The organism is Pluralibacter gergoviae ATCC 33028 = NBRC 105706, assembly GCF_001598855.1.
In the GTDB taxonomy this organism is placed as follows: Bacteria; Pseudomonadota; Gammaproteobacteria; order Enterobacterales; family Enterobacteriaceae; genus Pluralibacter; species Pluralibacter gergoviae.
Window position 1 is genome coordinate 1 of sequence record NZ_BCZS01000036.1, and the last position, 25,978, is coordinate 25,978.

At 62.4% G+C, this 25,978-nt stretch carries 19 protein-coding genes; 6 read left to right on the plus strand and 13 right to left on the minus strand.

Annotation, left to right across the window (positions count from 1 at the left end; genetic code table 11):
* Nucleotides 1–151: 151 nt before the first annotated feature.
* Nucleotides 152–919 carry a molybdopterin-synthase adenylyltransferase MoeB gene (gene moeB / locus ENGE1_RS22565; protein WP_048252310.1) on the minus strand — a complete coding sequence of 256 codons (768 nt, stop codon included), beginning with the start codon at nucleotides 917–919 and terminating at the stop codon, nucleotides 152–154.
* On the minus strand, nucleotides 919–2,151 hold the full coding sequence (gene moeA / locus ENGE1_RS22570) for a molybdopterin molybdotransferase MoeA (RefSeq protein WP_048252312.1): 1,233 nt from the start codon (nucleotides 2,149–2,151) through the stop codon (nucleotides 919–921). Before moeA ends, moeB begins: the two co-directional genes overlap by 1 nt.
* Nucleotides 2,152–2,336: 185 nt before the next feature.
* On the opposite strand from moeA, the gene iaaA reads away from it, so the two are divergent.
* The 6 genes from iaaA to ENGE1_RS22600 are packed head-to-tail and all read left to right on the plus strand — an operon-like array spanning nucleotide 2,337 to nucleotide 8,989.
* Nucleotides 2,337–3,275 (plus strand): beta-aspartyl-peptidase, encoded by a 939-nt coding sequence (iaaA, locus tag ENGE1_RS22575; protein WP_043084936.1) that lies wholly within the window; start codon nucleotides 2,337–2,339, stop codon nucleotides 3,273–3,275.
* Nucleotides 3,276–3,286: 11 nt separating this feature from the next.
* Nucleotides 3,287–5,140, plus strand: coding sequence for a glutathione ABC transporter ATP-binding protein GsiA (gene gsiA / locus ENGE1_RS22580; protein ID WP_064360765.1), 1,854 nt, complete (start codon nucleotides 3,287–3,289; stop codon nucleotides 5,138–5,140).
* A gap of 15 nt (nucleotides 5,141–5,155) precedes the next feature.
* Entirely contained in the window at nucleotides 5,156–6,694 is a 1,539-nt protein-coding gene (gene gsiB, locus ENGE1_RS22585) for a glutathione ABC transporter substrate-binding protein GsiB (protein ID WP_045287085.1), read from the plus strand.
* A complete protein-coding gene (gene gsiC, locus ENGE1_RS22590; protein WP_048252314.1) occupies nucleotides 6,694–7,614 on the plus strand; it encodes a glutathione ABC transporter permease GsiC in 921 nt (306 codons plus the stop codon). The genes gsiB and gsiC overlap by 1 nt, the downstream gene beginning before the upstream one ends.
* Nucleotides 7,615–8,526 carry a glutathione ABC transporter permease GsiD gene (gene gsiD, locus ENGE1_RS22595; protein ID WP_048252315.1) on the plus strand — a complete coding sequence of 304 codons (912 nt, stop codon included), beginning with the start codon at nucleotides 7,615–7,617 and terminating at the stop codon, nucleotides 8,524–8,526. It abuts the gene before it with no gap.
* Nucleotides 8,527–8,536: 10 nt separating this feature from the next.
* The gene (locus ENGE1_RS22600) at nucleotides 8,537–8,989 is read left to right on the plus strand and encodes a DUF4385 domain-containing protein (protein ID WP_048252316.1); all 453 of its coding nucleotides are present in this window, start codon (nucleotides 8,537–8,539) and stop codon (nucleotides 8,987–8,989) included.
* 24 nt (nucleotides 8,990–9,013) lie between these two features.
* Here ENGE1_RS22600 and rimO read toward each other — a convergent pair whose 3' ends face one another.
* The 11 genes from rimO to zigA all read right to left on the minus strand — a co-directional run bounded on the left by rimO (nucleotide 9,014) and on the right by zigA (nucleotide 25,959).
* Nucleotides 9,014–10,321, minus strand: a complete 1,308-nt coding sequence (gene rimO / locus ENGE1_RS22605; protein WP_043084928.1) for a 30S ribosomal protein S12 methylthiotransferase RimO — start codon at nucleotides 10,319–10,321, stop codon at nucleotides 9,014–9,016.
* Between the two features lie 259 nt (nucleotides 10,322–10,580).
* Nucleotides 10,581–11,672 (minus strand): porin, encoded by a 1,092-nt coding sequence (locus ENGE1_RS22610; protein WP_048286458.1) that lies wholly within the window; start codon nucleotides 11,670–11,672, stop codon nucleotides 10,581–10,583.
* A 259-nt stretch (nucleotides 11,673–11,931) separates the two neighbouring features.
* A complete protein-coding gene (locus ENGE1_RS22615; protein ID WP_043084924.1) occupies nucleotides 11,932–12,222 on the minus strand; it encodes a YdgH/BhsA/McbA family protein in 291 nt (96 codons plus the stop codon).
* Nucleotides 12,223–12,685: 463 nt separating this feature from the next.
* On the minus strand, nucleotides 12,686–13,528 hold the full coding sequence (cobA, locus tag ENGE1_RS22620) for a uroporphyrinogen-III C-methyltransferase (RefSeq protein ID WP_080732690.1): 843 nt from the start codon (nucleotides 13,526–13,528) through the stop codon (nucleotides 12,686–12,688).
* Between the two features lie 11 nt (nucleotides 13,529–13,539).
* The gene (locus tag ENGE1_RS22625; RefSeq protein WP_048252317.1) at nucleotides 13,540–16,143 is read right to left on the minus strand and encodes a nitrate reductase; all 2,604 of its coding nucleotides are present in this window, start codon (nucleotides 16,141–16,143) and stop codon (nucleotides 13,540–13,542) included.
* Complete coding sequence (gene nirB / locus ENGE1_RS22630; RefSeq protein ID WP_073971333.1) at nucleotides 16,140–20,204, minus strand: nitrite reductase large subunit NirB; 4,065 nt, start codon at nucleotides 20,202–20,204, stop codon at nucleotides 16,140–16,142. Before nirB ends, ENGE1_RS22625 begins: the two co-directional genes overlap by 4 nt.
* A gap of 9 nt (nucleotides 20,205–20,213) precedes the next feature.
* Entirely contained in the window at nucleotides 20,214–21,002 is a 789-nt protein-coding gene (locus ENGE1_RS22635) for an ABC transporter ATP-binding protein (protein WP_048252318.1), read from the minus strand.
* A gap of 10 nt (nucleotides 21,003–21,012) precedes the next feature.
* Nucleotides 21,013–21,888, minus strand: coding sequence for a nitrate ABC transporter permease (gene ntrB, locus ENGE1_RS22640; RefSeq protein ID WP_043084918.1), 876 nt, complete (start codon nucleotides 21,886–21,888; stop codon nucleotides 21,013–21,015).
* Nucleotides 21,889–21,899: 11 nt separating this feature from the next.
* Complete coding sequence (locus ENGE1_RS22645; protein WP_048252320.1) at nucleotides 21,900–23,150, minus strand: CmpA/NrtA family ABC transporter substrate-binding protein; 1,251 nt, start codon at nucleotides 23,148–23,150, stop codon at nucleotides 21,900–21,902.
* Between the two features lie 261 nt (nucleotides 23,151–23,411).
* A complete protein-coding gene (locus tag ENGE1_RS22650) occupies nucleotides 23,412–24,629 on the minus strand; it encodes a nitrate regulatory protein (RefSeq protein WP_048252321.1) in 1,218 nt (405 codons plus the stop codon).
* A 109-nt stretch (nucleotides 24,630–24,738) separates the two neighbouring features.
* Entirely contained in the window at nucleotides 24,739–25,959 is a 1,221-nt protein-coding gene (zigA, locus tag ENGE1_RS22655; protein WP_048252322.1) for a zinc metallochaperone GTPase ZigA, read from the minus strand.
* Between the last annotated feature and the right edge of the window lie 19 nt (nucleotides 25,960–25,978).

Below are 25,978 nucleotides of genomic sequence, written 5' to 3' on the forward strand. Positions count from 1 at the left end.
ACGGCGAGCTCCCTTGACACGTTCACCGCAGAAAGCTTTACAGAAATGCGGAGTTCTTATAGTGAACGGAACTATTCCACCATCCGTAACATATTGTTTTTTAGAGCATCCTAACGCGATCTCTCAATAAAAATATGACTAAGAGACAGTCTCAGGAATGAGGGCCCGCTCCCCCGCACACCTCGCACCCGGCGAAGCGCATCAGCGTCATCTCGCGGAACTGGCAGGTCATCGCGTCATACATCACGATTTTACCGGCGGCGGGCGTACCGTAGCCGGCCAGCAGCTTGATGGCCTCCATCGCCTGCAGGGAACCAATCACGCCGACCAGCGGCGCCATCACCCCGGCCTCGACGCAGGTCAGGGCGTTTTCGCCGAACAGGCGGCTCAGGCAGCGGTAGCAGGGCTCGCCCTCGCCGTAGGTAAACACCGACACCTGGCCCTCCATGCGGATGGCCGCCCCCGACACCAGCGGCACTTTATGGGCGAAACAGCCGGCGTTGAGCCGGTTGCGGATCTGCACATTGTCGGTACAGTCGAGCACCAGGTCGTGGGCGGCAATCTGCTGTTCAAGCGCCGCGTCGTCCAGCAGGGCGTTAATCGCCGTCAGAACGACATGCGGATTGATGCGCGCCAGCGCCGCGCGGGCGGAGTCCACCTTCGGCTGGCCGATCGTGGCGTCTGAATGCAGCGTCTGGCGCTGGAGGTTAGAGAGCGAGACGGTGTCGAAATCGAGCAGAGTCATGCGGCCGACGCCCGCCGCCGCCAGGTACTGGGCCGCCGCGCAGCCCAGCCCGCCGAGGCCGACCACCAGCACCGATGCCGCCTTCAGCGCCTCCTGGCCGTCAAAATCAAACCCGCGCAGGACGATCTGCCGGTTGTAGCGCATCATCTCCGCATCGGTCAGCTCGGCGGCCATCACAGGCCTCCGAACAGCGAATTAAACGGCTCCACCTCGACCCACTCTCCGGCCTCGACGCTGCCGCGCTCGCGCTCCAGCACGATAAAGCAGTTGGCCTGGCTGAAGGAGCTGAACACGTGGGAGCCCTGGTTGCCGGTGGTCGCCACCTCCAGCGCGCCGTCGGCGCTGCGCCGCAGCACGCCGCGCTGGAAGTCGAGGCGGCCGGGCGACTTTTTAAGCCGCGTGGCGGCGCGCACCCGCAGACGCGTCGGCTGCCCGGCGGGATGACCGCTGAGCTTCGCCAGCAGCGGCTGCACCAGCTGATAGAAAGTGACCGCCGCAGAGACCGGATTGCCCGGCAGGCCGCAGAACCAGCTATTGCTCAGCGTGCCGAAAGCAAAGGGCTTGCCCGGCTTCATGGCGATTTTCCAGAAGGCGATTTCGCCCAGCTCGTCGAGAATGGTTTTGGTGTAGTCCGCCTCGCCGACGGAGACGCCGCCGGAGCTTATCACCACGTCCGCCCGGCGGTCGGCCTCGATAAAGGCCGCGCGCAGCTTCTCGGGGCAGTCGGCAATAATCCCGAGGTTAATCACCTCGCAGCCGAGCTGCTCCAGCATCAGGTGGACCGCCAGCCGGTTGCTGTCATAAATTTGCCCGGCGGCCAGCGGCTCGCCCGGCAGCCGCAGCTCGTCGCCGGTGGAGAACACCGCCGCGCGGACGCGCCGCACGACGCTAACCTTGTCAATGCCCAGCGAGGCCAGCACCGGCAGCTCGGCCACCGTCAGCTTCGTACCGCGGGTGAAGACCGGCCGCCCGGCGGCGATATCCTCGCCGCGGCGGCGGATGTTCTGGCCCGCGCTGGCGGCGGCGGTAAAGCGCACGCCGCCCTCAGCCTGTTCGGTCTCTTCCTGCATCACCACCGCCTCGCAGCCGTCGGGAACGGGCGCGCCGGTCATAATGCGCACGCAGGTGCCTGCCGGCCACTCGCCGCTGAACGGCTGCCCGGCAAAAGCTTTGCCCGCCAGCGGCAGCGGCCGGTTCAGCGCCAGATCGGCGAGGCGCACCGCGTAGCCGTCCATCGCCGAGTTATCAAATCCCGGCACGTCCAGCGGCGAGGCGACGTCCTCAGCGAGAATGCGGCCAAACGCCTGTGCCAGCGGCAGCGTTTCGGTTTCGGTCAGGGGCTTGATGTGATTGAGCATTTGCTCAAGCGCGGTCTCCAGCGGCATTAGCCCGGCATTAAAATCCATGGTTTACTCCTGCGGCAAATCAGTTATCCCGCCATTATGGCAGAAAAGCCTGACTGACTGTATGCGCTTGCACTCCCGCTTTACATCTATGGCCGCACTTTCTATATTCAAAAATCATATAAATCTGTGGGCACAATAATGATATTCATAGAAAAAGCCCGGCGCAGAGAAAAAGGAATCACCCTATGAGCAACGCGGTTATCGCTATTCACGGCGGCGCCGGCGCGATTAGCCGCGCGCAGCTGACGCCCGCGCGGGAGCAGGAGTATGTACAGGCGCTGTTTAGCATCGTTGAGGCGGGGCAGCGGCTGCTGGAAGCCGGGGGCAGCGCGCTGGATGCGGTCACCGAGGCGGTGCGCCTGCTGGAGGAGTGCCCGCTGTTCAACGCCGGGACGGGGGCGGTGTTTACCGCCGAGGAAACGCACGAGCTGGACGCCTGCGTGATGGACGGCTACTCCCTGCACGCCGGGGCGGTGGCGGGCGTGAAGCATCTGCGAAATCCGATTCTGGCGGCGAGGGCGGTGCTGGAGTCCAGCCCCCACGTGCTGCTGATTGGCGAAGGCGCCGAGGTTTTTGCGCGGCGGCAGGGCCTGGAGCAGGTCGATAACCGCTACTTTTCCACGCCGGAGCGTCTGGCGCAACTGCGCGAGGCGCAGGCCGAAGGGGCCGTGCGCCTCGACCACGACGCCGCGCCGCTGGACGAGCGCCTGAAGATGGGCACCGTCGGCGCGGTGGCGCTGGATAAGGCGGGCAACCTCGCGGCGGCCACCTCCACCGGCGGCATGACCAATAAGCTGCCGGGCCGGGTGGGCGACAGCCCGCTGCCCGGCGCGGGCTGCTATGCCAATAACGCCAGCGTGGCGGTCTCCTGCACCGGCACCGGTGAGGTCTTTATGCGTACGCTGGCGGCGTATGATATTTCGGCCCTGATGGAGTACGGCGGTCTGAGCCTGAATGACGCCTGCGAGCGGGTGGTGATGGAGAAGCTGCCGGCGCTGGGCGGCAGCGGCGGCCTGATTGCCATCGACCGGGAGGGCAACGTGGTGCTGCCGTTTAACAGTGAAGGCATGTACCGCGCCTATGCTTACGCCGGGGATGAGCCCACGGTCGGTATTTATCGTTGAAGGGAGGCCGCGTGCCCCAGAGCCACAGGACAGACGCCGGCGATGTGCTGGCGGTGCGTAATCTGACCATCGCCTTTGGCGAGCAGAAGGTGGTCAGAGACCTTTCGTTCAGCCTCGGGCGCGGCGAAACGCTGGCCATCGTCGGCGAGTCCGGCTCCGGCAAATCGGTCACCGCCCTGGCGCTGATGCGCCTGCTGGATCAGTCCGGAGCCGCGGTCAGCAGCGCAGAGATGCGCCTTTGCCGCCGCAGCCGGGAGGTGATAGAGCTTGCCGATCGGTCCGCCGCGCAGATGCGGCGGGTGCGCGGGGCGGATATGGCGATGATTTTTCAGGAGCCGATGACCTCGCTCAACCCGGTGTTTACCGTCGGGGAGCAGATCGCCGAGTCGATTCGCCTGCACCAGGGGCTGGGCCGGAACGAGGCCCTGCGGGCGGCGAAAAAAATGCTCGACCAGGTGCGCATTCCCGACGCCGATACCATGCTAAAGCGCTATCCGCACCAGCTCTCCGGCGGCATGCGCCAGCGGGTGATGATCGCCATGGCGCTCTCCTGCCGCCCGTCGCTGCTGATCGCCGATGAGCCGACCACCGCGCTGGACGTCACCATTCAGGCGCAGATCCTCCAGCTTATCGGCGTCCTGCAAAAAGAGATGTCTATGGGTGTGATCTTTATTACCCACGATATGGGCGTGGTGGCGGATATCGCCGACCGCGTGCTGGTGATGTACCGGGGCGAAGCGGTTGAAAGCGGCCCGGTAGAGGCGATCTTCAGCCGTCCGCAGCATCCTTATACCCAGGCGCTGCTGGCGGCGGTGCCGAGACTGGGCGCCATGCGGGGCAGCGATCTGCCGCGCCGCTTCCCGCTGCTCAATGGCGACGGCGAGGAGCAGGAGGGGCCGCCGCAGAATACCGTAGTGTCCGGGGAACCGGTGCTGCAGGTGCGGGATCTGGTGACCCGCTTCCCGCTGCGCAGCGGCCTGTTCAATCGCGTCACCCGCGAGGTCCACGCCGTGGAGGGGGTGAGCTTCGACCTCTGGCCCGGCGAAACGCTGTCGCTGGTGGGCGAGTCCGGCTGCGGTAAGTCCACCACCGGCCGGGCGCTGCTGCGGCTGGTGGCCACCCAGGGCGGCAGCATCACCTTTGACGGCAGGCGCATCGACACCCTGGCAGACAGCGAGCTGCAGCCGCTGCGCCGCGATATCCAGTTTATTTTTCAGGGTCCCTGGGCCTCCCTCGACCCGCGCCAGACCGTCGGTTACTCGATCCTCGAGCCGCTGCGGGTGCATAAGGTGATGTCCGATGAGGATGCCCGCAGGCGGGTCGCCTGGCTGCTGGAGCGCGTCGGCCTGCAGCCGGAGCACGCCTGGCGCTACCCGCACGAGTTTTCCGGCGGCCAGCGGCAGCGCATCTGCATTGCCCGGGCGCTGGCGCTGAATCCGAAAGTGATCATCGCCGACGAGGCGGTATCGGCGCTGGACGTCTCCATCCGCGCGCAGATTATTAATCTGCTGATGGATCTGCAGCGCGAACTGGGGGTCTCTTATCTGTTTATTTCCCACGACATGGCGGTGGTGGAGCGCATCAGCCACCGCGTGGCGGTGATGTACCGCGGGCGGATCGTCGAGATGGGGCCGCGCCGCGCGCTGTTTGAAAACCCGCAGCACCCTTACACCCGCAAGCTGATGGCCGCCGTTCCGGTGGCGGACCCGGCGCACCGTCATCCGCAGCGCGTGCTGCTGTCCGACGAGCTGCCGGGCAACATCTGGCCGCGGGGAGAAAAATTGGCCAGCGTTCCGCTGGTGCAGGTTACGCCCGGACACTATGTTGCTCGCGAAGAGCCGCCCGGCGTCCTTTCGCGCTTATAAAATCAGGAGAAGAAGATGGCAACTCGCGTTTCAGGTAAATGGCTGCTGGCGCTCGGCGTCGCCTCCGCGCTGGCGGCAGGCTCCGCGTGGGCGGCGAAAGATGTGGTGGTGGCGGTCGGATCCAACTTCACCACCCTCGATCCCTACGACGCCAACGACACGCTCTCTCAGGCGGTGGCGAAGTCCTTCTACCAGGGTCTGTTCGGCCTCGATAAGGATATGAAAGTACAGAACGTGCTGGCCGAGAGCTATCAGGTCTCGAAAGACGGTCTGGTCTATACCATCAAGCTGCGCCCGAACGTCAAGTTTCAGGACGGCACCGACTTTAACGCCGATGCGGTAAAGGTTAACCTCGACCGCGCCAGCAACCCGGACAATCACCTCAAGCGCTATAACCTGTATAAAAATATCGCCAGCACCGAGGCCGTCGATCCGCAGACGGTGAAAATCACCCTTAAGCAGCCCTTCTCGGCGTTTATCAATATTCTCGCCCATCCGGCGACGGCGATGATCTCCCCCGCCGCGCTGAAGAAGTACGGCAAGGATATCGGCTTCCATCCGGTGGGCACCGGTCCCTACCAGCTGGAGACCTGGAATCAGACCGATTTCGTCAAGGTGAAGAAGTTTGCCGGCTACTGGCGGCAGGGCCTACCGAAGCTCGACAGCATCACCTGGCGCCCGGTGGTGGACAACAACACCCGCGCGGCGATGCTGCAGACCGGCGAGGCGCAGTTCGCCTTCCCGATCCCCTACGAGCAGGCGCCGCTGCTGGAGAAAAACAGCAAGCTGGAGCTGGTGGCAAGCCCCTCCATCATGCAGCGCTACATCAGCATGAACGTCACGCAAAAGCCGTTTAACAATCCGAAAGTGCGCGAAGCCATTAACTATGCCATCAACCGCCAGGCGCTGGTGAAGGTAGCCTTTGCCGGCTACGCCACCCCGGCCACCGGCGTGCTGCCGCCGGCCATTGCTTACTCGGCGAGCTTCAAGGCCTGGCCCTACGATCCGGCCAGGGCCCGTCAGCTTCTGAAAGAGGCGGGCTACCCCAACGGCTTCTCCACCACCCTGTGGTCCTCCCACAACCACAGCACCGCCCAGAAGGTGCTGCAGTTCACCCAGCAGCAGCTGGCGCAGGTGGGCATCAAGGCCCAGGTGACGGCGATGGACGCCGGCCAGCGCGCCGCCGAAGTGGAAGCCAAGGGGCAGAAAGAGAGCGGGGTGCGGATGTTCTATACCGGCTGGAGCGCCTCGACCGGCGAGGCCGACTGGGCGCTGAGCCCGCTGTTCGCCACCCAGAGCTGGCCGCCCGCGCAGTTCAATACCGCCTTCTACAGTAATCCTCAGGTGGATAAAGACTTGGCCGAGGCGCTGAAAACCAGCGATGACGGCGAGAAGGCGCGCCTGTATAAGGACGCCCAGCAGATCATCTGGCAGGAGTCGCCGTGGGTGCCGCTGGTGGTAGAGAAGCTGGTCTCGGCCCACAGCAAAAACCTGACCGGGTTTTACACTATGCCGGATACCGGCTTCAGCTTTGACGAGGCCGACCTGAAGTAATGCTCAACTACGTCCTTAAGCGCCTGCTGGGCCTGATACCGACGCTGTTTATCGTCGCGGTGCTGGTGTTTCTGTTTGTCCACCTGCTGCCCGGCGATCCGGCGCGGCTGATCGCCGGGCCGGAGGCCGACGGCCAGGTGGTGCAGATGGTCCGCCAGCAGCTGGGGCTGGACCAGCCGCTGTACGTGCAGTTCTGGCACTATATCACCCAGGCGCTGACCGGCGACTTCGGCACCTCGATGGTCTCCCGCCGCCCGGTATCGGAAGAGATCGCCAGCCGCTTTATGCCGACCTTCTGGCTGACGCTTACCAGCATGGGCTGGTCGGTGGTGTTCGGCATGGCGATGGGGCTGGCGGCGGCGGTGTGGCGCAACCGCTGGCCGGACAAGCTCGGGATGGCGATTGCGGTGGCCGGGATCTCTTTTCCCGCCTTTGCCCTCGGTATGCTGCTGATGCAGGTCTTCTCCGTGCAGCTCGGCTGGCTGCCCACCGTCGGGGCCGACAGCTGGCGGCACTACATTCTGCCGTCGCTGACCCTCGGCGCGGCGGTGGCGGCGGTGATGGCGCGCTTCACCCGCGCCTCGTTCGTTGAGGTGCTGCACGAAGACTATATGCGCACCGCCCGCGCCAAGGGCGTCAGCGAAACGCGGGTGGTGCTCAAGCACGGCCTGCGTAACGCCATGATCCCGGTGGTGACCATGATGGGATTGCAGTTCGGCTTTCTGCTCGGCGGCTCCATCGTGGTGGAGAAGGTCTTTAACTGGCCCGGCCTCGGCCGCCTGCTGGTGGATTCGGTGGAGATGCGCGACTATCCGGTGATCCAGGCGGAGGTGCTGCTGTTTTCGCTGGAGTTTATTCTTATCAATCTGCTGGTGGACGTGCTCTATGCCGCCATCAACCCGGCTATCAGGTACAAATAAGTGCAGATACTCAACTGGCGCCGTCAGGCGGTCACCAAGGCGCTGCCGGGCGTTCAGCCCGGCGCCATCCGCACGCCCGCCGGCGAGTTCTGGCGGCGCTTTCGCCATCAGCCGGTGGCGATGGCGGCGGCGATTTTCGTCCTGCTGCTGCTGGCGGTGGCGCTGCTGGCGCCGTGGATCGCGCCCTATGACGCCGAAAACTACTTCGACTACGACCGGCTTAACGATGGGCCCTCGCTGGTCCACTGGTTCGGCGTCGACTCGCTGGGGCGCGATATCTTCAGCCGGGTGCTGGTCGGCGCCCGGATTTCGCTCACCGCCGGCGTGCTGTCGGTGCTGATTGGCGCCGCGGCGGGCACCGTGCTCGGGCTGCTGGCGGGCTACTACGAAGGGATGTGGGACCGGCTTATTATGCGGGTCTGCGACGTGCTGTTCGCCTTTCCCGGCATCCTGCTGGCCATCGCCATGGTCGCGGTGATGGGCAGCGGCATGACCAACGTGGTGATCGCGGTGGCGGTTTTCTCGGTGCCCGCCTTCGCCCGCCTGGTGCGCGGCAACGTGCTGGTGCTTAAGCACCAGACCTTTATCGAATCGGCGCGCAGCATCGGCGCCAGCGACGCGACGATTCTGTTTCGCCACATTCTGCCGGGCACCTTTTCGTCGATCGTCGTCTACTTCACCATGCGCATCGGCACGGCGATTATCTCCGCCGCCAGCCTGTCGTTCCTCGGCCTCGGCGCGCAGCCGCCGACCCCGGAATGGGGCGCGATGCTCAACGAGGCGCGGGCGGATATGGTGATGTCCCCGCACGTGGCGCTGTTCCCGGCGCTGGCGATTTTCCTCACCGTGCTGGCGTTTAACCTGCTGGGCGATGGCCTGCGCGATGCCCTCGATCCGAAGCTGAAAACCTGAGGCGGGCGCGATGAAAAAGCCGTTTGACTATCAGCAGGACTTTAACAATATCGACTTTCGCCGGCACCCGGAGCGCTACCAGGTGGGGCGCGGCGAGCAGGGCGTGCTGATGGTCGAGCCCTATAAAAGCGAGATCCTGCCCCACTGGCGCTTTAAGACGCCGGAGATTGCCGAGGCCTCGGCGCGGGAGATTATGCGCCTGTTCGAGCAGTACCGGGCGGCGGACGATTTTGTCGGCATGGACATGGCGCGCAAGTTTATCCAGATGGGCTATACCCGCGCCCGGCGCTACGCCAACCACAGGGGCGGGCGCAAGTACGGCGAGGACGGTAAGGAGCTGCCGCGCGAAATCAACGAAGAGAAGGCCGCCTCGGCGGCTATCTTCAAGGCCGAGTGGGACCGGCTGCGGGCCGACGCGGACTATCTCGCGCGCAAAAAAAAGCACCAGGCGCAGTACGGCTGATGCTTTTTAGCGCGGCGGCGGAGGCTAGAGCTTAGACGCCCACAGGTCGTATTCGTCGGCGTGGTCAACCCTGACCCGCAGCACGTCGCCGGGCTTAACGCCGGTTTCGCCGTTCAGGTACACCGCGCCGTCGATTTCCGGGGCATCGGCCATGCTGCGGCCAATCGCGCCTTCTTCGTCCACTTCATCAACGATCACCATGATTTCGCGGCCTACCTTCTCCTGCAGGCGCTCGGCGGAGATCTGCTGCTGCAGCTGCATAAAGCGGTTCCAGCGCTCCTCCTTCACCTCTTCCGGCACCGGGTCCGGCAGCGCGTTGGCGGTGGCGCCTTCGACCGGGCTGTACTTGAAGCAGCCGACCCTGTCCAGCCGCGCCTCTTTCAGGAAGTCCAGCAGCATCTGGAAATCTTCTTCCGTTTCGCCGGGGAAGCCGACGATAAAGGTCGAACGCAGGGTCAGCTCCGGGCAGATCTCGCGCCACTGCTTGATGCGCGCCAGCTGGCGATCCACCGAACCGGGGCGCTTCATCAGCTTGAGAATGCGCGGGCTGGCGTGCTGCAGCGGAATATCGAGGTAGGGCAGAATTTTGCCTTCCGCCATCAGCGGAATGACGTCATCCACGTGCGGGTACGGATAGACGTAGTGCAGGCGCACCCAGATGCCGAGCTTCGCCAGCTGCTCGCACAGGCTGACCATGCTGGTCTTCACCGGCGCGCCGTTCCAGAAGCCGGTGCGGTGCTTAACGTCCACGCCGTAGGCGGAGGTGTCCTGGGAGATCACCAGCAGCTCCTTCACGCCCGCTTCCGCCAGACGCTTAGCCTCGTCCAGCACTTCGCCAATCGGCCGGCTGTCGAGATCGCCGCGCATCGACGGAATGATGCAGAAGGTGCAGCGGTGGTTGCAGCCTTCGGAAATTTTCAGATAGGCGTAGTGGCGCGGGGTCAGCTTCACGCCCTGTTCCGGCACCAGGCTCAGGAACGGGTTGTGCTGCGGCTTCGGCACGTAGTGGTGGACGTGCTCCAGCACCTGCTCGTAGCTGTGCGGGCCGGTGATTTCCAGCACCTTCGGGTGCACTTCGCGGATCTGATCCTCTTTGGCGCCGAGGCAGCCGGTGACGATGACTTTACCGTTCTCTTTCAGCGCTTCGCCGATGGTCTCCAGCGACTCCTGCACGGCGCTGTCGATAAAGCCGCAGGTGTTGACGATGACCATATCGGCATTGTCGTAGCTGGAGACCACGTCATAGCCTTCGGTGCGCAGTTCGGTGAGGATGCGCTCGGAGTCGACCAGGTTTTTCGGGCAGCCCAGCGACACAAAACCAATTTTTGACATTTTTTATACAGTACATTGCTCAGAAAGGGCGGAGTATACAATATGTCTAAAGCTTATTCATATGCCGGAGAAGGAAGGAACTGAAGATCCCGCCGCGGCGCCGTTGAGGGGAAAAGAGCGATCGGGCTCTTCTTTTCAGATTGCGGGGGCGCTGTTGCCCGGCTCTGCGCTCTCGCGCTAAAGAGTGGGTTAATCGTGACGGGGCGACCAGCCGCTTTGTGCCGTTAACGACTGGCCGTATCCGGATTATGCTTCTGAATCAGAAATCATAATAGATGGTGAACCAGGTCGTATCGGGTTCATCATCGGAGGTGGTTGCAATCGTCCGCTCGAGGTAGAACGAGAAGCCGTAGGCCACCTGAGTATACATACCGAGATAAACGTGGTTGGCGTGATAGTTCTCTTCGCCCTTCAGGCGAAGAGTATCCGCGCCGACATAAGGCTGAATAGACTGCAGCAGCGGTTTATTTATCTGGAAGGTATAACCTGCGAAGCTTTCAAGGCCGTAACCGTCGCCCGAGAAGTAGTGATCGACAGTCTGGGTGCGGGTGGTCGGCACATAGTGCTTGTAGTAGGTCGCCGTGCCGACCAGATACCAGTTATCCGGCTGCCAGGTAATCGCGGCGCCTGAGAACTGCTGCTTATAGCTTTTGCTCTGGCCGGTGGAGTCCTTAATGGTCGCTTTCGTCTGGTTGACCGCGGCGCTGATGTTTAAATCCTTTTGCAGCGCATAGTCGACGCCGAGGCCGCCGCCGTGGTTGCGGCGGTAGTACATATCGTCGCCCATCCATTTCTGATCTTCAGGCAGCAGATAATCGGCAATCAGGGTTAAATCGCCAAAGGTGTTGGTGTATTTAAGCGTATTCTTTGGACGTTCGCCGCCGTCGTAATCGCCGCCGATGCCGATCCAGTTGGCGCTGGCGTGGCCGTCGTTATCCCAGACGTCGCTTTTAACGCCTACGGCATCATAATAGGCACCGTACTGATGGCCGAAGGTCAATTTACCGTAGCGATCGTCTTTGATCCCGCCGTATAACTGGCGCTGGAAGTCATCCGGGTTGTCGTGATTGTAGTGGGCGTCCATGCTCAGCACGTGGGCGATATCAACGCCCCACTCGTAATAACCAACGATAGAGGTGTGTGAGGTCAGCGCATAATCGGCGCCGAAGCGAAAACGCGTCCCGCCGTCGTGGCCGTTTTTATCGTAGCCGGGCTCATCGCCGTTATTCCAGATAAATTCTGGTCGGATACTGCCGCCAACTTCAAAACTCAGTGGATCCAGTAGCGTATTATTAAACTGATTTTTTTCCAGTACCGTTATTTCAGCCAGAGCGGGAGAAGAGAGCGACATTAAGCCTGATGTACCGAGCAGTACGAGGACAGTGATCTTTTTTAAATATGTCACATCTCGCTCCGGGTTTTAACTAACGGATGAAAATTAACGTCTTGTGATGAAGACTTTAATTGTTTTGTTATTACTAAGGAGTTATTCATTACATTTAACTATTATAAGATATCGTGTTAACCACTTACCCTGTGTTAAACACGATATGTCGACTCATGACGCTATTTTGTGATCGCGCTTACGCTACGGCTCCGCGTGAAACGCCTTACTTATTAGCGTCTTTATAAACTTCAGCAACGGCCTGAAAATTTGGCCCAATTTGTTTAGCAGCAATTATTTGGAAGTATTGCCCCCCTTTTTTATCAGCGAGTTCAGATAATTTGTCATGCAGATCGCTTGGAGAGGATATTGCACCGCCTGATTGCGTTACGTTAACCGTACCTATTTTGACCAGTTTGAAATGTTTAACATCTTGCTGAGAAACTAATTGCGCAGCAAAGGTACTGCCGGTTAACAAAGAAAACAGAACAGCCGCTGCAATGAGAGGTTTTTTCATGATGTAAAATCCTGTTGATGATGGTTACTAAAAATCGCCGCTATCAGGCGTGCTGTTTGATTACAGTGTAGTTTAGAACAGAAAGATGTATCGTACTTTTTTTTGTGATTTTTATCACAAAAATATTTCCGTTTTTATTGATAAACTTAGCAGTTACTTATGACTGGCCGTTGGGTGTAAATATATTATATTTTATTGTTGAGATGATGTGCGGTCATTGTTAAGAACATGACAACTTCTTATTTTTTTAATTATATGATAAATATAAAGTTACTTGATGTACGTGGTTTCATTAACGCCCTGATAGCATTTTCCGCAGGTACCGTCCCGGCGACGTCTTTCGAAGAAATTAAAACCTCTCTGTAATAATTATACATATTTCTGATGAAACTGTTCGCGATTTTGCTGGTCGCGACTTTTAAGCGTAAAGGCGCTGGCGCGGTGGCCAGCGCTATCGGCGGCATCAGCATGCAGCATAAGCCGCGTTAATCGCGTCGGATGCGGGTAACAGGTGATTGAAACAGCCCCCTTCGCGATAGAAACGCACAACCTCGCCGACCACCAGCAGCGCCGGAGACTGGGGCTGTTCGCGCGCGAGGGTTGCAGGCAGCTGCGCCAGCGTGGTTATCAACACCCGCTGTTCCGGCCGGGTGCCGTTTTCGATAATGGCGACCGGCGTATCCGCGCCCCGGCCCAGAGACTGCAGCCTGGCGCTGATGGTGCTGGCCCACTTCAGCCCCATATAAAAGACCAGTGTCTGATTTGGAGCCGCCAGGCCGCCGTCGTCCAGCCTGGGTTCGCCGGATTTACCGTGGCCGGCGATCAGCTGCAGAGACTGGGCGCAATCCCTGTGGGTAAGCGGGATGCCGCTGGCCGCTGCGCATCCCGCGGCGGCCGTAATGCCCGGCACGACCTGGCAGGAGATCCCGCACTGCTGTAAAAACGCCATCTCTTCGCCGCCCCGGCCAAAAATAAACGGGTCGCCGCCCTTGAGCCTTATTACCGTTCGCCCGCTGCGGGCGAGATCGGCAAGCAGCCGGTTAATCTGCGCCTGGGTAAGCCCGTGGCGGCCGGGCTGCTTACCGACGTCAATCGCCAGAGCGCTCTCCGGCACCTCGGCCATCACCGCCGGGCCCACCAGGCGGTCGTAGACCACGGCGTCGGCACGTTTAATCAGCCGCAGCGCTTTCAGGGTGAGCAGTTCAACATCGCCGGGTCCGGCGCCCACCAGCCAGACCTGCCCCAGGGTCTGCGGCGGCTCGCGGCGCGGAAAGCGTTCATCTAATGCAATGACTGACTGAATCATGGTGGCCTCGGCTACTGTTCGACGCAATGCAGCGCGATGAGCTGTTTAAGCTCAGGAATACAGGACCCGCAGTTGGTGCCGCACTTGAGCGTGGCCCCCAGTGCTGCTGGCGTACGGCATCCCTGCGCAATGGCTTTGTCAATAGCCCGCTCCCCGACGCTAAAGCAGCTGCAGATGGTGCGTCCCGGACTCTCTGCGTGCATCGCTTTTCCGCCCAGCAGGGCGTGCCGCTGCCGGGCCCCGGTCAACTGGACGGCAAACGCCTGGGCGATAAAGGCCTGGTCGACGTCCGGTAACGATGGCGCAGCGTAAAAGGCATACTCCAGTACGCCGCGGCGCCATCCCAGAAGGTGGGCACGGTCCCCGGCCTCTGCCTGCTGCCACTCAACGCCGTCCATGCCGGGCTGCTGCTTCAGCCACGCGGCGGCATTGCCCTGGCCCGCCACGACATAGCGCTGTACCTGTCCCTGCGGCGCGCGCGACCAGTAGTCCAGCAGCGTGGGATCGCGGCGCTCCCGCTGCCAGAGCCAGCCCTGCCAGTCGACGCGCAGCGTCTGCAGGCGGACATCCGTTTGCTTCAGCGCCGGCTGACCCGACAGCGGGCAGCAGCGCGCCGCGACCAGCCCATCCACGCAGGCCTGGGCGCTGAACTGGCGCGTCCAGTGCATGGGGATAAAGATCTGCCCCGGCCGCTGGCCATCATCGGTAATCACCCGCCCGCACCACCAGCCGAGCGCCGACTGAACCCGCGTCAGTTCGCCTGCGCAAAGTCCGTGGGCGGCCGCATCCTGAGGGTGCAGCACTACAAAAGGCTCGTCGAAATGCTGCATCAGGCGTGGAACGTTGCCGGTTCGGGTCATAGTATGCCACTGGTCGCGGATGCGTCCGGTATTCATCACCAGCGGGTAGTGGGGCGCCGGCGCGCTATAAGCCGGAATGGCGACGGGCAGCAGCCGGGCTTTGCCATCGCCGTGATAAAAATGCCCGTCGCTGAACAGGCGCTGGGTTCCCCGCGGCGCCGCCGCGTTCACCGGCCACTGTACCGGCAGCAGCTGGTCATACTCCGCCAGGCTGAGATTCGCCAGGCCGCTGATGTCAAATGCCCGCCGCCCCGCATTTTCAAAGCCGGAGAGGGCGGCATGTTCTGTAAACACCTCATGGGGGTGCTGCCAGCCAAACGCGTCGCCGTAGCCCAGGCGCCGGGCAACCTGCGCCAGTAGCCACCAGTCGGGTTTCGCCTCGCCGACGGGATCGATAAAGCGGCGCTGGCGCGAGATGCAGCGTTCCGAGTTGGTGACCGTCCCGCTCTTTTCGCCCCACCCCTGGGCAGGCAGCAGGACATGAGCACAGGCGCTGGTGTCGGTAGCATTGCTGACCTCAGACACAATCACCAGCGGGCAACTTTTGAGGGCCCGGGCGACAAGATTGCCTTCCGGCATCGATACCGCCGGATTGGTCCCCATGATCCAGACGGCTTTTATCTCGCCTCGCGCCATGGCGCGGAACATCTCCACGGCCATCAGGCCCGGCTCCCGCGCGACGCTGCTGCTGCCCCAGAAGCGGCCGACCCTGTCGACCTCTTCGGCGCTGAACCCCATGTGCGCCGCCAGCTGATTAGCCAGCCCTCCCACCTCGCGTCCGCCCATCGCATTCGGCTGGCCGGTCAGGGAGAAGGGGCCGCAGCCGGGACGGCCTATTTTTCCGCTCAGCAGGTGCGCGTTAATGATGGCGCTGGTATTGTCGCTCCCGGTCTGCGACTGGTTAATCCCCATGCACCACAGCGTCAGCACCCGGCTGCGGGTGGCAAAGCGCTGCCAGAAGGCGAGAATATCGGTCTTCTCCAGCTGGCAGGCATCGGCGACCGCCGCCAGATCCCAGGCGGCGCTGGCCGCCAGAGTGGCGTCGACATTATTGAGGTGGGGGAGCATCGCGTTATCGATCCCCCGATGGGCCGCGAGCCAGTGCAGCAGACCGGTGAACAGCGCGGCATCGCTGCCGGGGCGCAGGGGCAGATGCAGGTCGGCCAGCTCGCAGGTAGCGGTACGGCGCGGATCGATAACCACCACCTCCAGGTCGGGCCGCTGCTGCTTAGCCTGTACCAGCCGCTGCCACGCGACCGGGTGCGCCCAGGCGATGTTCGAGCCTACCAGGACGACCAGCTCCGCCTGCTCAATATCGTCGTAGCAGCAGGGCACCGCATCGGCGCCCAGCGCGCGCTTATAGCCCACGACCGCAGACGCCATGCACAGCCGCGAATTGGTATCAATATTACCGGCGCCGATAAAGCCCTTCATCAGCTTGTTGGCGACATAGTAATCCTCGGTCAGCAGCTGTCCGGAGGCATAAAAGGCGACCGACCGGGGGCCGTGCCGGGCGATGGTTTCCCGCAAGCCGGCGGCTGCGTAGTCCAGCGCGGCATCCATCGTCACCCGCTGCCCGCCGATCTGCGGCCAGAGCAGCCGGGTTTCCGCTCCCAGCGTTTCGCCCAGGGAAGCGCCCTTCACGCACAGCCGGCCGCCGTTGGCCGGATGCAGGCTATCGCCGCGGGCCCGGCGTTCCTGCGCGTCTATCTCCACGCCGCAGCCGACGCCGCAGTAAGGGCAGGTGGTTTTCATGAGACCTCCGCAAGGCGCTGAAGAGGCTGATTGCCGAGCAAGACCTTGCCGCGATCGAGCCGGACCGGCCAGCAGCGCAGCCACTGTTCGGGGGCATCGAGATTCTGACCGTCGCGCAGGCGAATGCGCTGCTTATACAGCGGAGTGATAACCACCGGCTCACCGGCCACATCGCCGAGAATGCCTCTGGACAGTACGCTGGCCGGGGTGCCCGGCTCGTTATCATCCAGGGCATAGATGCTCTCGCCAAAGCGGAACAGCGCCACGCGCTGGTTGCCCAGACGCGCACCGATCCCCGCCTCTTGCGGAATTGCCGTCAGATCGCAAATCTCCACCCACGGCTCAGCGGGAAGCGTCGCCACCGGGATCCGCTGCGCCCCGGCAGGCTGGCGCTGGCCGCGCACCTGCGCGTAGTGCAGGGTTTCGTCCGGGGCTTCACTGTTGAGGGTGGCGGTAAACAGCGCCCGGCGGGAGGGATCTTCCAGAGTGGTGCGCCATTCGCACTGATAGCTATCGACTACCCGCTGCATCTCCTGCTCAAGGGTATCGGCGATGCCCAGGCTGTCGTCAATGATCACCTGGCGCAGGTAGGCCAGCCCGCCCTCCATATTCTCCATCCATACGCTGGTGCGCTGCAGACGGTCGGCGGTGCGGACGTAGAACATCAGGATCCTGTCGACGTAGCGGATCAGCGTTTCATCATCAAGATCGCTGGCGAAGAGATCCGCATGGCGCGGTTTCATCCCGCCGTTGCCGCAGACGTACAGGTTCCAGCCCTTATCTGTGGCAATGACGCCAATATCTTTGCTCTGGGCCTCGGCGCATTCGCGGGTGCAGCCCGAGACCGCCATTTTGATTTTGTGCGGGGAGCGCAGCCCCTTGTAGCGATGCTCCAGCGCAATCGCGAAGGCGGTGGAGTCCTGTACGCCGTACCGGCACCAGGATGAGCCCACGCAGGATTTAACCGTGCGCAGCGATTTGCCGTAGGCGTGGCCGGTTTCAAACCCGGCGGCTATCAGCTTTTCCCAAATCGCCGGCAGCTGGTCGAGGCGGGCGCCGAACAGGTCGATGCGCTGTCCGCCGGTAATTTTGGTGTAAAGGTTATACTCAGCGGCGACCTCGCCGAGGGCGATCAGGCCCTGGGGGGTTATCTCGCCGCCCGCGACGCGCGGCACCACGGAATAGGTGCCATCTTTCTGAATGTTGGCAAAGTAGCGATCGTTGGTATCCTGCAGCGGCAGGTGCGCCGGCTTGAGCAGGTACTCGTTCCAGCAGGACGCCAGCAGGGATGCTACCAGCGGTTTGCAGATCTCGCATCCGTGCCCCCGGCCGTGACGGGCCAGCAGCTGCCCGAAAGTGGTTATCCCGCCTGCGCGTATCAGATGGTAAAGCGCCTGCCGCGACCAGGGGAAATGCTCGCAGACGTCTTTTTTCACCTCCACGCCGAGGTCGGCGAGCTGGTGCTCCATCACCTGCCTGACCAGCGCGCTGCAGCCGCCGCAGCCGGTGGCGGCTTTTGTGCGGGTTTTCAGGGCGCCGATATCGCCGCAGCCGCTGCGGACGGCGGCGCAGATGTCGCCTTTGCTCACGTTGTGGCAGGAGCAGATCTGGGCGCTCTCCGGCAGCGCGGCTATCCCGGACGTTTTCGCGGGCGCGCCGGCCAGCTGCGGTAAGATCAGGCTCTCCGGCGCCTCCGGCAGCGGCAGTTTGTTGAGCATCGTTTGCAGCAGACTGGCATAGTCGCTGCTGTCGCCCACCAGTACACCGCCCAGCAGGGTTTTGCCGTCTCCCGAGACCACCAGCTTTTTATAGATGCCCTTCGGATTATCAACCCACTGATAGCACTGGCTGCCGGCGGTACGCCCGTGCGCATCGCCAAAAGAGGCGACATCGACGCCCAGCAGCTTCAGCTTCGTGCTCATGTCCGCGCCGCTGAATGCCGATGCTTCCTGAGCCAGTTGCCCGGCAAGTACCCGCGCCATCTGGTAGCCCGGCGCGACCAGACCAAAGATTTGTCCCCGCCACAGCGCGCACTCACCGATGGCGTAGATATCGCCGGCGCTGGTGGCGCAGGCGTCGTCAATGACGATCCCGCCGCGCTCGCCGACCTCCAGCCCCGCCGCCCGGGCCAGGGCATCGCGCGGGCGAATACCGGCCGAGAAGACCACCAGATCGGTCTCCAGCGAACTGCCATCGGCAAAGCGCAGCCGCAGGCTGCCGTCATCCAGGCTCTCGATCGCTTCCGTCGCTTTGCTGGTGTGTACTTCAACCCCCAGGGCGCTGATTTTTCCGTGCAGCATCTGCGCTCCGCCATCGTCCAGCTGTACGGCCATCAGGCGCGGGGAGAATTCCACTACCTCAGTTTTAAGCCCAAGCTGCCTGAGCGCATTGGCGGCTTCAAGCCCGAGCAGGCCGCCGCCAATGACGACGCCGCGCGCTGAGGTGGCTGCGCAGGCGGCGATGGCATCCAGATCGGCCAGCGTGCGGTAAACAAAGCAGCGCGGAAGATCGTGCCCCGGCACCGGCGGCACGAACGGAACGGAGCCGGTAGCCAGCACCAGTTTATCCCACGCCAGCTCGGCACCTCTGCTATCGCACAGGCTACGGCGCACGGGATCGATAGCCATCACTTCGCAGCCGCTGCGCAGTTCAATGCCGTGCTGCTGAAAAAAGCGCTCGCTCACCAGAGAGAGGTCATCGGCGCTCTTGCCGCTAAAATACTCCGTGAGATGCACGCGATCGTAAGCCATCTGCGGTTCATCTCCGTAGACCACAATATGGTACTGCTGATGCAGCCCGCGGCTGACGATCTGCTCCAGAAAATGGTGGCCGACCATACCGTGGCCGACGACGGTGAGAAGGGGTTTGCTCATCATACTTTTTCCTGCAGCGTGTCGCTGCGTCCTGTCATTGTCGAGACCGAACAGCGTATTGAGATCCGCGCGTTCGCCCTGCTGAAGTTGCGTCAGTAAATCTGCCGCCTGAGAGGTATCGCCAAACAGCAGCACGCCCCGGAGCGCGCCATTGCGCAAAAAAAGCCGCCGGTAGTGGCCCGAGAGGGGATCGAAGCTGGTCACCGACGGCGCCTCCGAGACGTCACCGGCGCTAAACACCTCAATGCCGCTGACCTTGAGCCGCATACCGCTATCCCGGGAGTAAAAGTCGTCGCCCGGTTCGCCCGCCAGCCGGGCGGCCAGCACGGAGGCCTGCATCAGGCAGGGCGCGACCAGTCCGAAGGTTTCCCCTTCGATTTCGCAGCATTCGCCGAGGGCGTAGATGTCGGGCATCGCCGTTTGCAGCTGCCGGTCTACCAGGATCCCGCGCCGGCACGGCACGCCCGCGTCCCGGGCAAGGGCGATGTCGGGCGCGACGCCGGCGGCGATGACGACCTGCTGCGCCGCCAGCGTGCTGCCATCGGTAAGCGTGACCCGATCGTCATCCACCCGCTGCAGCGAGACGCCCAGCCGGCAGTCGATGCCCCGCGCCTGCAGATGGCGAAGCAGCAGCCCCCCGGCCAGGGGATCCAGCTGGCGATCGAGCAGCCAGGCGCCGCGATGGATAAGCGCCACCTCGCGTCCAGTCCGCCGCAGAGCCGCCGCCGCCTCGACACCGAGCAGCCCGCCGCCGAGCACCGCCACCGGCCCCCGCTGAGCCTGCATTTTCTCGACGTCGCGCAGGGTGCGAAATCCCAGCACGTGAGGGCGTTCTGTACCGGGCAGCGCGGGTATGTGTGGCCGGGAGCCGCAGGCAAAAACCAGTTTGTCCCAGCGCAGCGTGCGCCGGTCGGTATGCAGCTCGCGGGCGCGCAGATCCACCCGCAGCACTTCTTCGCCCATCAGCAGGCTTATGTCCCGCTGCGCGTACCACTGCGGCGGGTGCGTCAGCGCGTCGGCAACGGTTTTTTCCCGCCCCAGCACCGGCGACAGCAAAATACGGTTGTAGTTACCGTGCGGTTCGCGGCCAATAACGGTGATGGCGTAACGCCCCGGCGCCCGCTGCAGCAGCGCTTCCACCATGGCAATGCCCGACATGCCGTTTCCGATAACAATCAGCTGCTGCATACCTGCTCCTTATGCCGTTGCCGTCTGCTTTTCATACAGGAAATGCAGGATCTGCTGGCGCAGGTGGTGATACCGGGTATCGTCCGCCAGCGCCACGCGGGAGCGCGGACGAGGCAGCGGAATGGCCAGAATCTCGCCCACTTTAGCCGCGGGCCCGTTGGTCATCATTAACACCCGATCGGAGAGCAGCACCGCTTCATCCACATCGTGCGTTATCAGCACGATGGTGGTATTAAGGGAGTGCTGAATGCGCATTACGCTGTCCTGCAGATGCGCGCGGGTCAGCGCATCCAGCGCGCCAAAGGGCTCATCGAGCAGCAAAACGCGCGGCTTCATCGCCAGCGCGCGGGCAATGCCAACCCGCTGCTTCATGCCGCCGGAGATTTCTCCGGGCCGCTTGTGCATGGCGTGCCCCATCTGCACCTGCTGGAGGTTGTGTTCGATCCATTCGGCCATTTCACTGCGGGTCATCCGGCCTTTAAACACCTGCTGTACCGCCAGCTCTACGTTCTGATACGCGGTCAGCCACGGCAGTAACGCGTGATTCTGAAAGACCACGGCGCGCTCCGGTCCCGGGCCGCTAATTTCGCGGTTTTCGCACAGCAGGACGCCCTGGGTAGGCCGGGTCAATCCGGCAATCAGATTGAGCAACGTTGATTTACCGCAGCCGGAGTGGCCAATCAGGCTCACCGTCTCCCCTGGCTGGATCGCAAAGCTGACGCTATCGAGGGCGAGAAACTCCCCCCGGGCGGTGGTAAAACTCTGGCTGACCTGCTGTACCTCAATAATCGGTTTCATGTACGCGCTCCTATTTATCCCAGCTAAAACGACGCGCCAGCAGGATCAGGGCCTGCTCAAGCAGCAGACCCACCACGCCGATTATCGCGATGGCAATCAGAATGTTTTCGACGTTGAGGTTGTTCCACTCGTTCCAGATCCAGAAGCCGATCCCTAAGCCGCCGGTCAGCATCTCGGCGGCGACAATCACCAGCCAGGCAATACCGATTGAGAGACGCACGCCGGTGAGCACCGCCGGCAGCACGGCCGGAAACAGGATGCGGCGCATAATCGTCCACTCTGAAAGTTGCAGGATGCTGGCAACGTTGAGGTAATCCTCAGGAATACGCCGCACGCCTTCGGCGGTGTTAATGATCATGGGCCAGATGGAGCAGATAAAAATGGTCCAACTGGAGGCCGGTTCCGCCCGCTGAAACAGCAGCAGACCAATCGGCAGCCAGGCGAGGGGACTGACCGGGCGCAGCAGGGCGACAATCGGATTGAACATGCGCGCGAAAAAGGTAAAGCGCCCGAGCAGAAAGCCGGCCGGGATCCCCACCAGCGCGGCGAGGCTAAACCCTATCGCCACGCGCTGCAGCGAGGCCAGCACGTTCCAGCCAATTCCCCGATCGTTGGGGCCATTGTTATAGAAGGGATCGGCGAAGAGCCGCAGCGCCGCCTCCCAGGTTGCCAGCGGCGTAGGGAAGCCTTTGCTATACAGGGCGGCTATCTGCCATACAAACAGCAGCAGCAGGATACCGCAGCACGGCGGGATGAGACGCTGGAACAGCGAACGCAGCCGGGGATGGCGGCGACGGCGAACGGGCGTGACCGGCAGCGGGATCACCGGCGCCGTCGCGGTATCGGCATCAGGGGGCGATTTCAGAGAGTGCGCGTGAGATTTCATGGCAAGTCCTCTTAATGGTGAACGGCAAAACTGGCGGCGTAGGCGGCCGGGTTGCTGCCGTCCCACACTTTTCCGTCGAAAAGCGTGCTGCTGCGCAACGCGCTGCCGGGTACAGAAATCCCGCCGACCGCGCTGGCAGCCTGCTTATAGAGATCGATACGGTTAATTTTTTTCGCCACAGCGAGATAGTCAGGATCCGCTTTCAGCATCCCCCAGCGCTTGAGCTGCGTCAGGAACCACATGCCGTCAGAGAGCCACGGAAAGCTGACTTCGCCATCGCGGAAGAAGCGCATCGCGTGGGGATCCTGCCACTGCTGCCCGAGGCCGTTCTGGTACTGGCCGAGCATGCGGCCTTCCAGCATCTCCGGTTTGGTGTTTATCCACGCGCGGTCCGCGAGGGTTTTTGCCGTTTCGCGCCGGTTTTCGTCTGAGGCATCGATCCAGCGGGCGGCCTCCAGCACCGCGGCCGTCAGCGCGCGGGCGGTATGGGGATTTTCTGCCACCCACTGCGACCGGGTGGCGAGAATTTTCTCCGGGTGATCGGGCCAGATTTTCTGGCTGGTGGCGACGGTGAAGCCGATATCGTCCGCAATGGCGCGCTGATTCCACGGTTCGCCGACGCAAAATCCGCTCATGTTGCCGATTTTCATGTTCATGACCATCTGCGGCGGCGGCACGACCACGGTGCGCACATCCTCAAAGGGATTGATCCCGGCGTTCGCCAGCCAGTAATAAAGCCACATGGCGTGCGTGCTGGTGGGGAAGGTGTGCGCAAAGGTATAGGTCCCTTTGGCGCTGCCGTCGATCAGCTTTTTCAGGCCCTCTGCATCCGTTACCTGACGGGTTTTGAGCTGATTTGCCAGCGTGATCGCCTGGCCATTGTTATTGAGCGTTAGCAGGTTTGCCATATCATGCTGCGGCCCCGCTACCCCCAGTTGCAGGCCGTAGATCATGCTGTACAGGGCATGGGAAGCATCCAGCTCGCCGGAGGTGAGTTTATCGCGCACGGCGGCCCAGCTTGCTTCTTTGCTGGGCTGCAGAGTGAGGCCATACTTTTTATCAAATCCCTTCACAGCGGCCATCACCACGGGCGCGCAGTCGGTCAGAGGAATAAATCCTACCTTTACCGTGCTTTTTTCCGGCGCATCGCTGCCCGCAGCCCAGACGGTATTCGCTAAACCGGGCAACAGATAGCTCCCGCCCACCGCCGCGCCGCCGAGCAGAAAATGACGGCGGGAAATTGAAAACCGCGTTTTGCTCATTTGCTGGATCCTGAAAAATAAAAATAAAAAAAGGCGTCCTCCCGCATGCTTTCGCACGGGGCCGGACGCCTTTATCCACAACATCGCTTCTGCCGCCGTTGGCAGGATCGATGCGCTATGTCAGGAGAATTGCAAATAGGATGCCAGATCTGTGGGGCGTGCTAATTCAGGGAGTTGGCGGAAACAGCGCCGCGGCCAGCGGCGATATGCACTGTGCTAACGCAGAATACGCACACTTCCTGTGCATATACTCCCGAAGGATTACGGGTCCAGCGTGGCCGCCACCGCCAGGATAGCCTGCGCGATCTCCAGTATCCGTTTATTCTGGTTCATCGCGCCTTTGCGCAGGATCTGCCAGGCCTCCTGTTCGCTGTAGCCGTGCTGCTGCATGAGCCAGGCTTTCGCCCGATCGATGGTCTTACGCTCATTCAGCGAGGCCCGCATACTGGCGAGTTCATCGGCCTGGACCTGCAGGCGCTTTGCCTGCTCGCCGATCATCGACAGCACCGTTCGCCCCAGCTGCGGCGCGAGGCCGCTGCTGCTCAGGGCGGTATCCTGCCCGCCCAGCCAATTGGCGCCCGCTACGTAGAGGGTAAATTCCGTTTTGTCGGTCAGCGTGCCGCAGGGAAGGGGCTGGCGCTGGGTGGAGGCTATCGCCCGGCGGCAGCACGCCATTAACAGGCGGCTCAGGCTATCTTCAATCAGCTTCATATTATCCAGCCGCGCCGTCAGCAGACGAAACCAGGTCAACACGCCGTCCTCACCGTGCCGTCCGCCGGTGCAGGCAATCCGGCGAAGCCGCTCTATTTCGCTGCCCGTATCGGCAATCTGCTGCCAGCGCTGCAGGTTCTGCGCGTCGGCAAACTGGCTGAATGTCGCGAAACTCTGCTCCTGCGCCTCAATCAGCTCCTGCATGTGCTGGCGCTGTTCCGGGGTAAAATGGCCGACGGAAAACCCGGCCGATCCCGTCGCCCGCTCCTGTCCCGCCAGCTCTTTTCCCTGCATAAAGCTGAACAGGGCAATCAGCGCCTGCGAAATTTCTGGCTCGCTGGCGGTATCCGCGGCTTCAAACACCAGATTGAGCAGCGTACGAATAATATGATTAAAGGCGTCCATCGCCCGGGTATGCGAAATGCTCTGGTTCGCGATCTGCGCGCGCAGCTCGGGCAGTCCCTCCAGCGCCTGTAATCCGGCGGCAATCAGCAGACAAAAGCGGCTGTAGCCCGGCTGCGGCTGGGTCGGCGGCAGGACCTGCATCATCTGCTGCTGGCCGCGGTCGGCATCGCGGGCGCGATCGGCAAGTTCATCGCCAAAGCGTTGCCCGCCGGAGCACAGCCAGATATTGCTCACCCCTCTCTCACGTTGAAGGAGATGTATTAACTCGCTGATTCTGGTGATGAACTCACCGGTAAGCAGCAGCCTCCGCAGGCTGGCAATTTCGCTTTCCCGGCTGGCATAGAGATAGTCTATCGCCTGCATGGTCTCCTCCTGCACAAAACGCTGTGATGGGGAGGGGGAAGCAAAAGGCGTGCCGGGAGATCTCCTCTTCGCAGGGGCGGTCACGGGAGCGCCGGCCCGGGTCCGTGACTCAATCCGCAAACCAGGCCGGCAGCGGATCGTCATAGTGCCGCCACGCCTTCGGCCCTTTCGCCATCTCGGCGTCGGTGAGCAGGGCGGCGTCGAGCCTTGACCGCAGATCGGCTTCGTCCATATCCATACCGATAAACACCAGCTCCTGGCGGGCGTCGCCGATGCCGTCTATCCATTTTGAGCGAATAAATTCCAGCGACTCGGGGTCCGTCGGCCAGCGGTGTTCCGGCACGCTGGCCCACCACATGCCGCCGAGGCCCTGGCGGGTGACGCCGCCGGCCTGCGACCAGGAGCCGGCGTACTGCGGGCGGCTGGCAAGCCAGAAGTAGCCCTTGGAGCGCACCACGCCCCTGAGATCGTGCTGCATCAGCTGCCAGAAGCGCCGGGGATGGAACGGGCGGCGGGCGCGAAAGACGAAGCTTGTGATGCCGTACTCTTCGGTCTCCGGCGTATGCTCGTCGCGCAGTTCCTTCAGCCAGCCGGGGGCCTGGGCGGCGCGGTCGAAATCAAACAGGCCGGTATCGAGCACCTCTGCCAGCGGCACCTGGCCGAACTGCGCGATAACGATTTTTGCCCGCGGGTTGAGCTTGTGCAGCATCGCCATCAGCGTCTCTTTTTGCGCTTCGTCGATCAGATCGACCTTGTTAAGTACCAGCACATCGCAGAACTCTATCTGGTCGATCAGCAGATCGACGACGCTGCGCTCGTCCTCGTCGCCCAGCGATTCGCCGCGCGAGCGGATGCTGTCGGCGGAGCCGTAGTCGCGCAGGAAGTTGTAGGCGTCAACCACGGTGACCATGGTGTCGAGGCGGGCCACGTCGGACAGGCTCTGGCCTTCATCGTCGTCGAAGGTGAAGGTTTCAGCCACCGGCAGCGGCTCGGAGATGCCGGTGGATTCGATGACCAGCTGATCGAAGCGCTGCGCTTTCGCCAGCCGGTTGACCTCCAGCAGCAGATCTTCGCGCAGGGTGCAGCAGATGCAGCCGTTGCTCATCTCCACCAGCTTTTCATCGGTGCGCGACAGCTCGGCGCCGCCTTCGCGCACCAGGGCCGCGTCAATATTCACTTCCGACATATCATTGACGATAACCGCCACCCGGCGGCCCTCGCGGTTGTTGAGGATATGGTTCAGCAGGGTGGTCTTGCCGGCGCCGAGAAATCCGGACAGCACGGTGACGGGCAGGCGGCGGTCGCCGCCGGCGTGGATCGGTTCACTCATAAATCATCGCTCCTGGCGC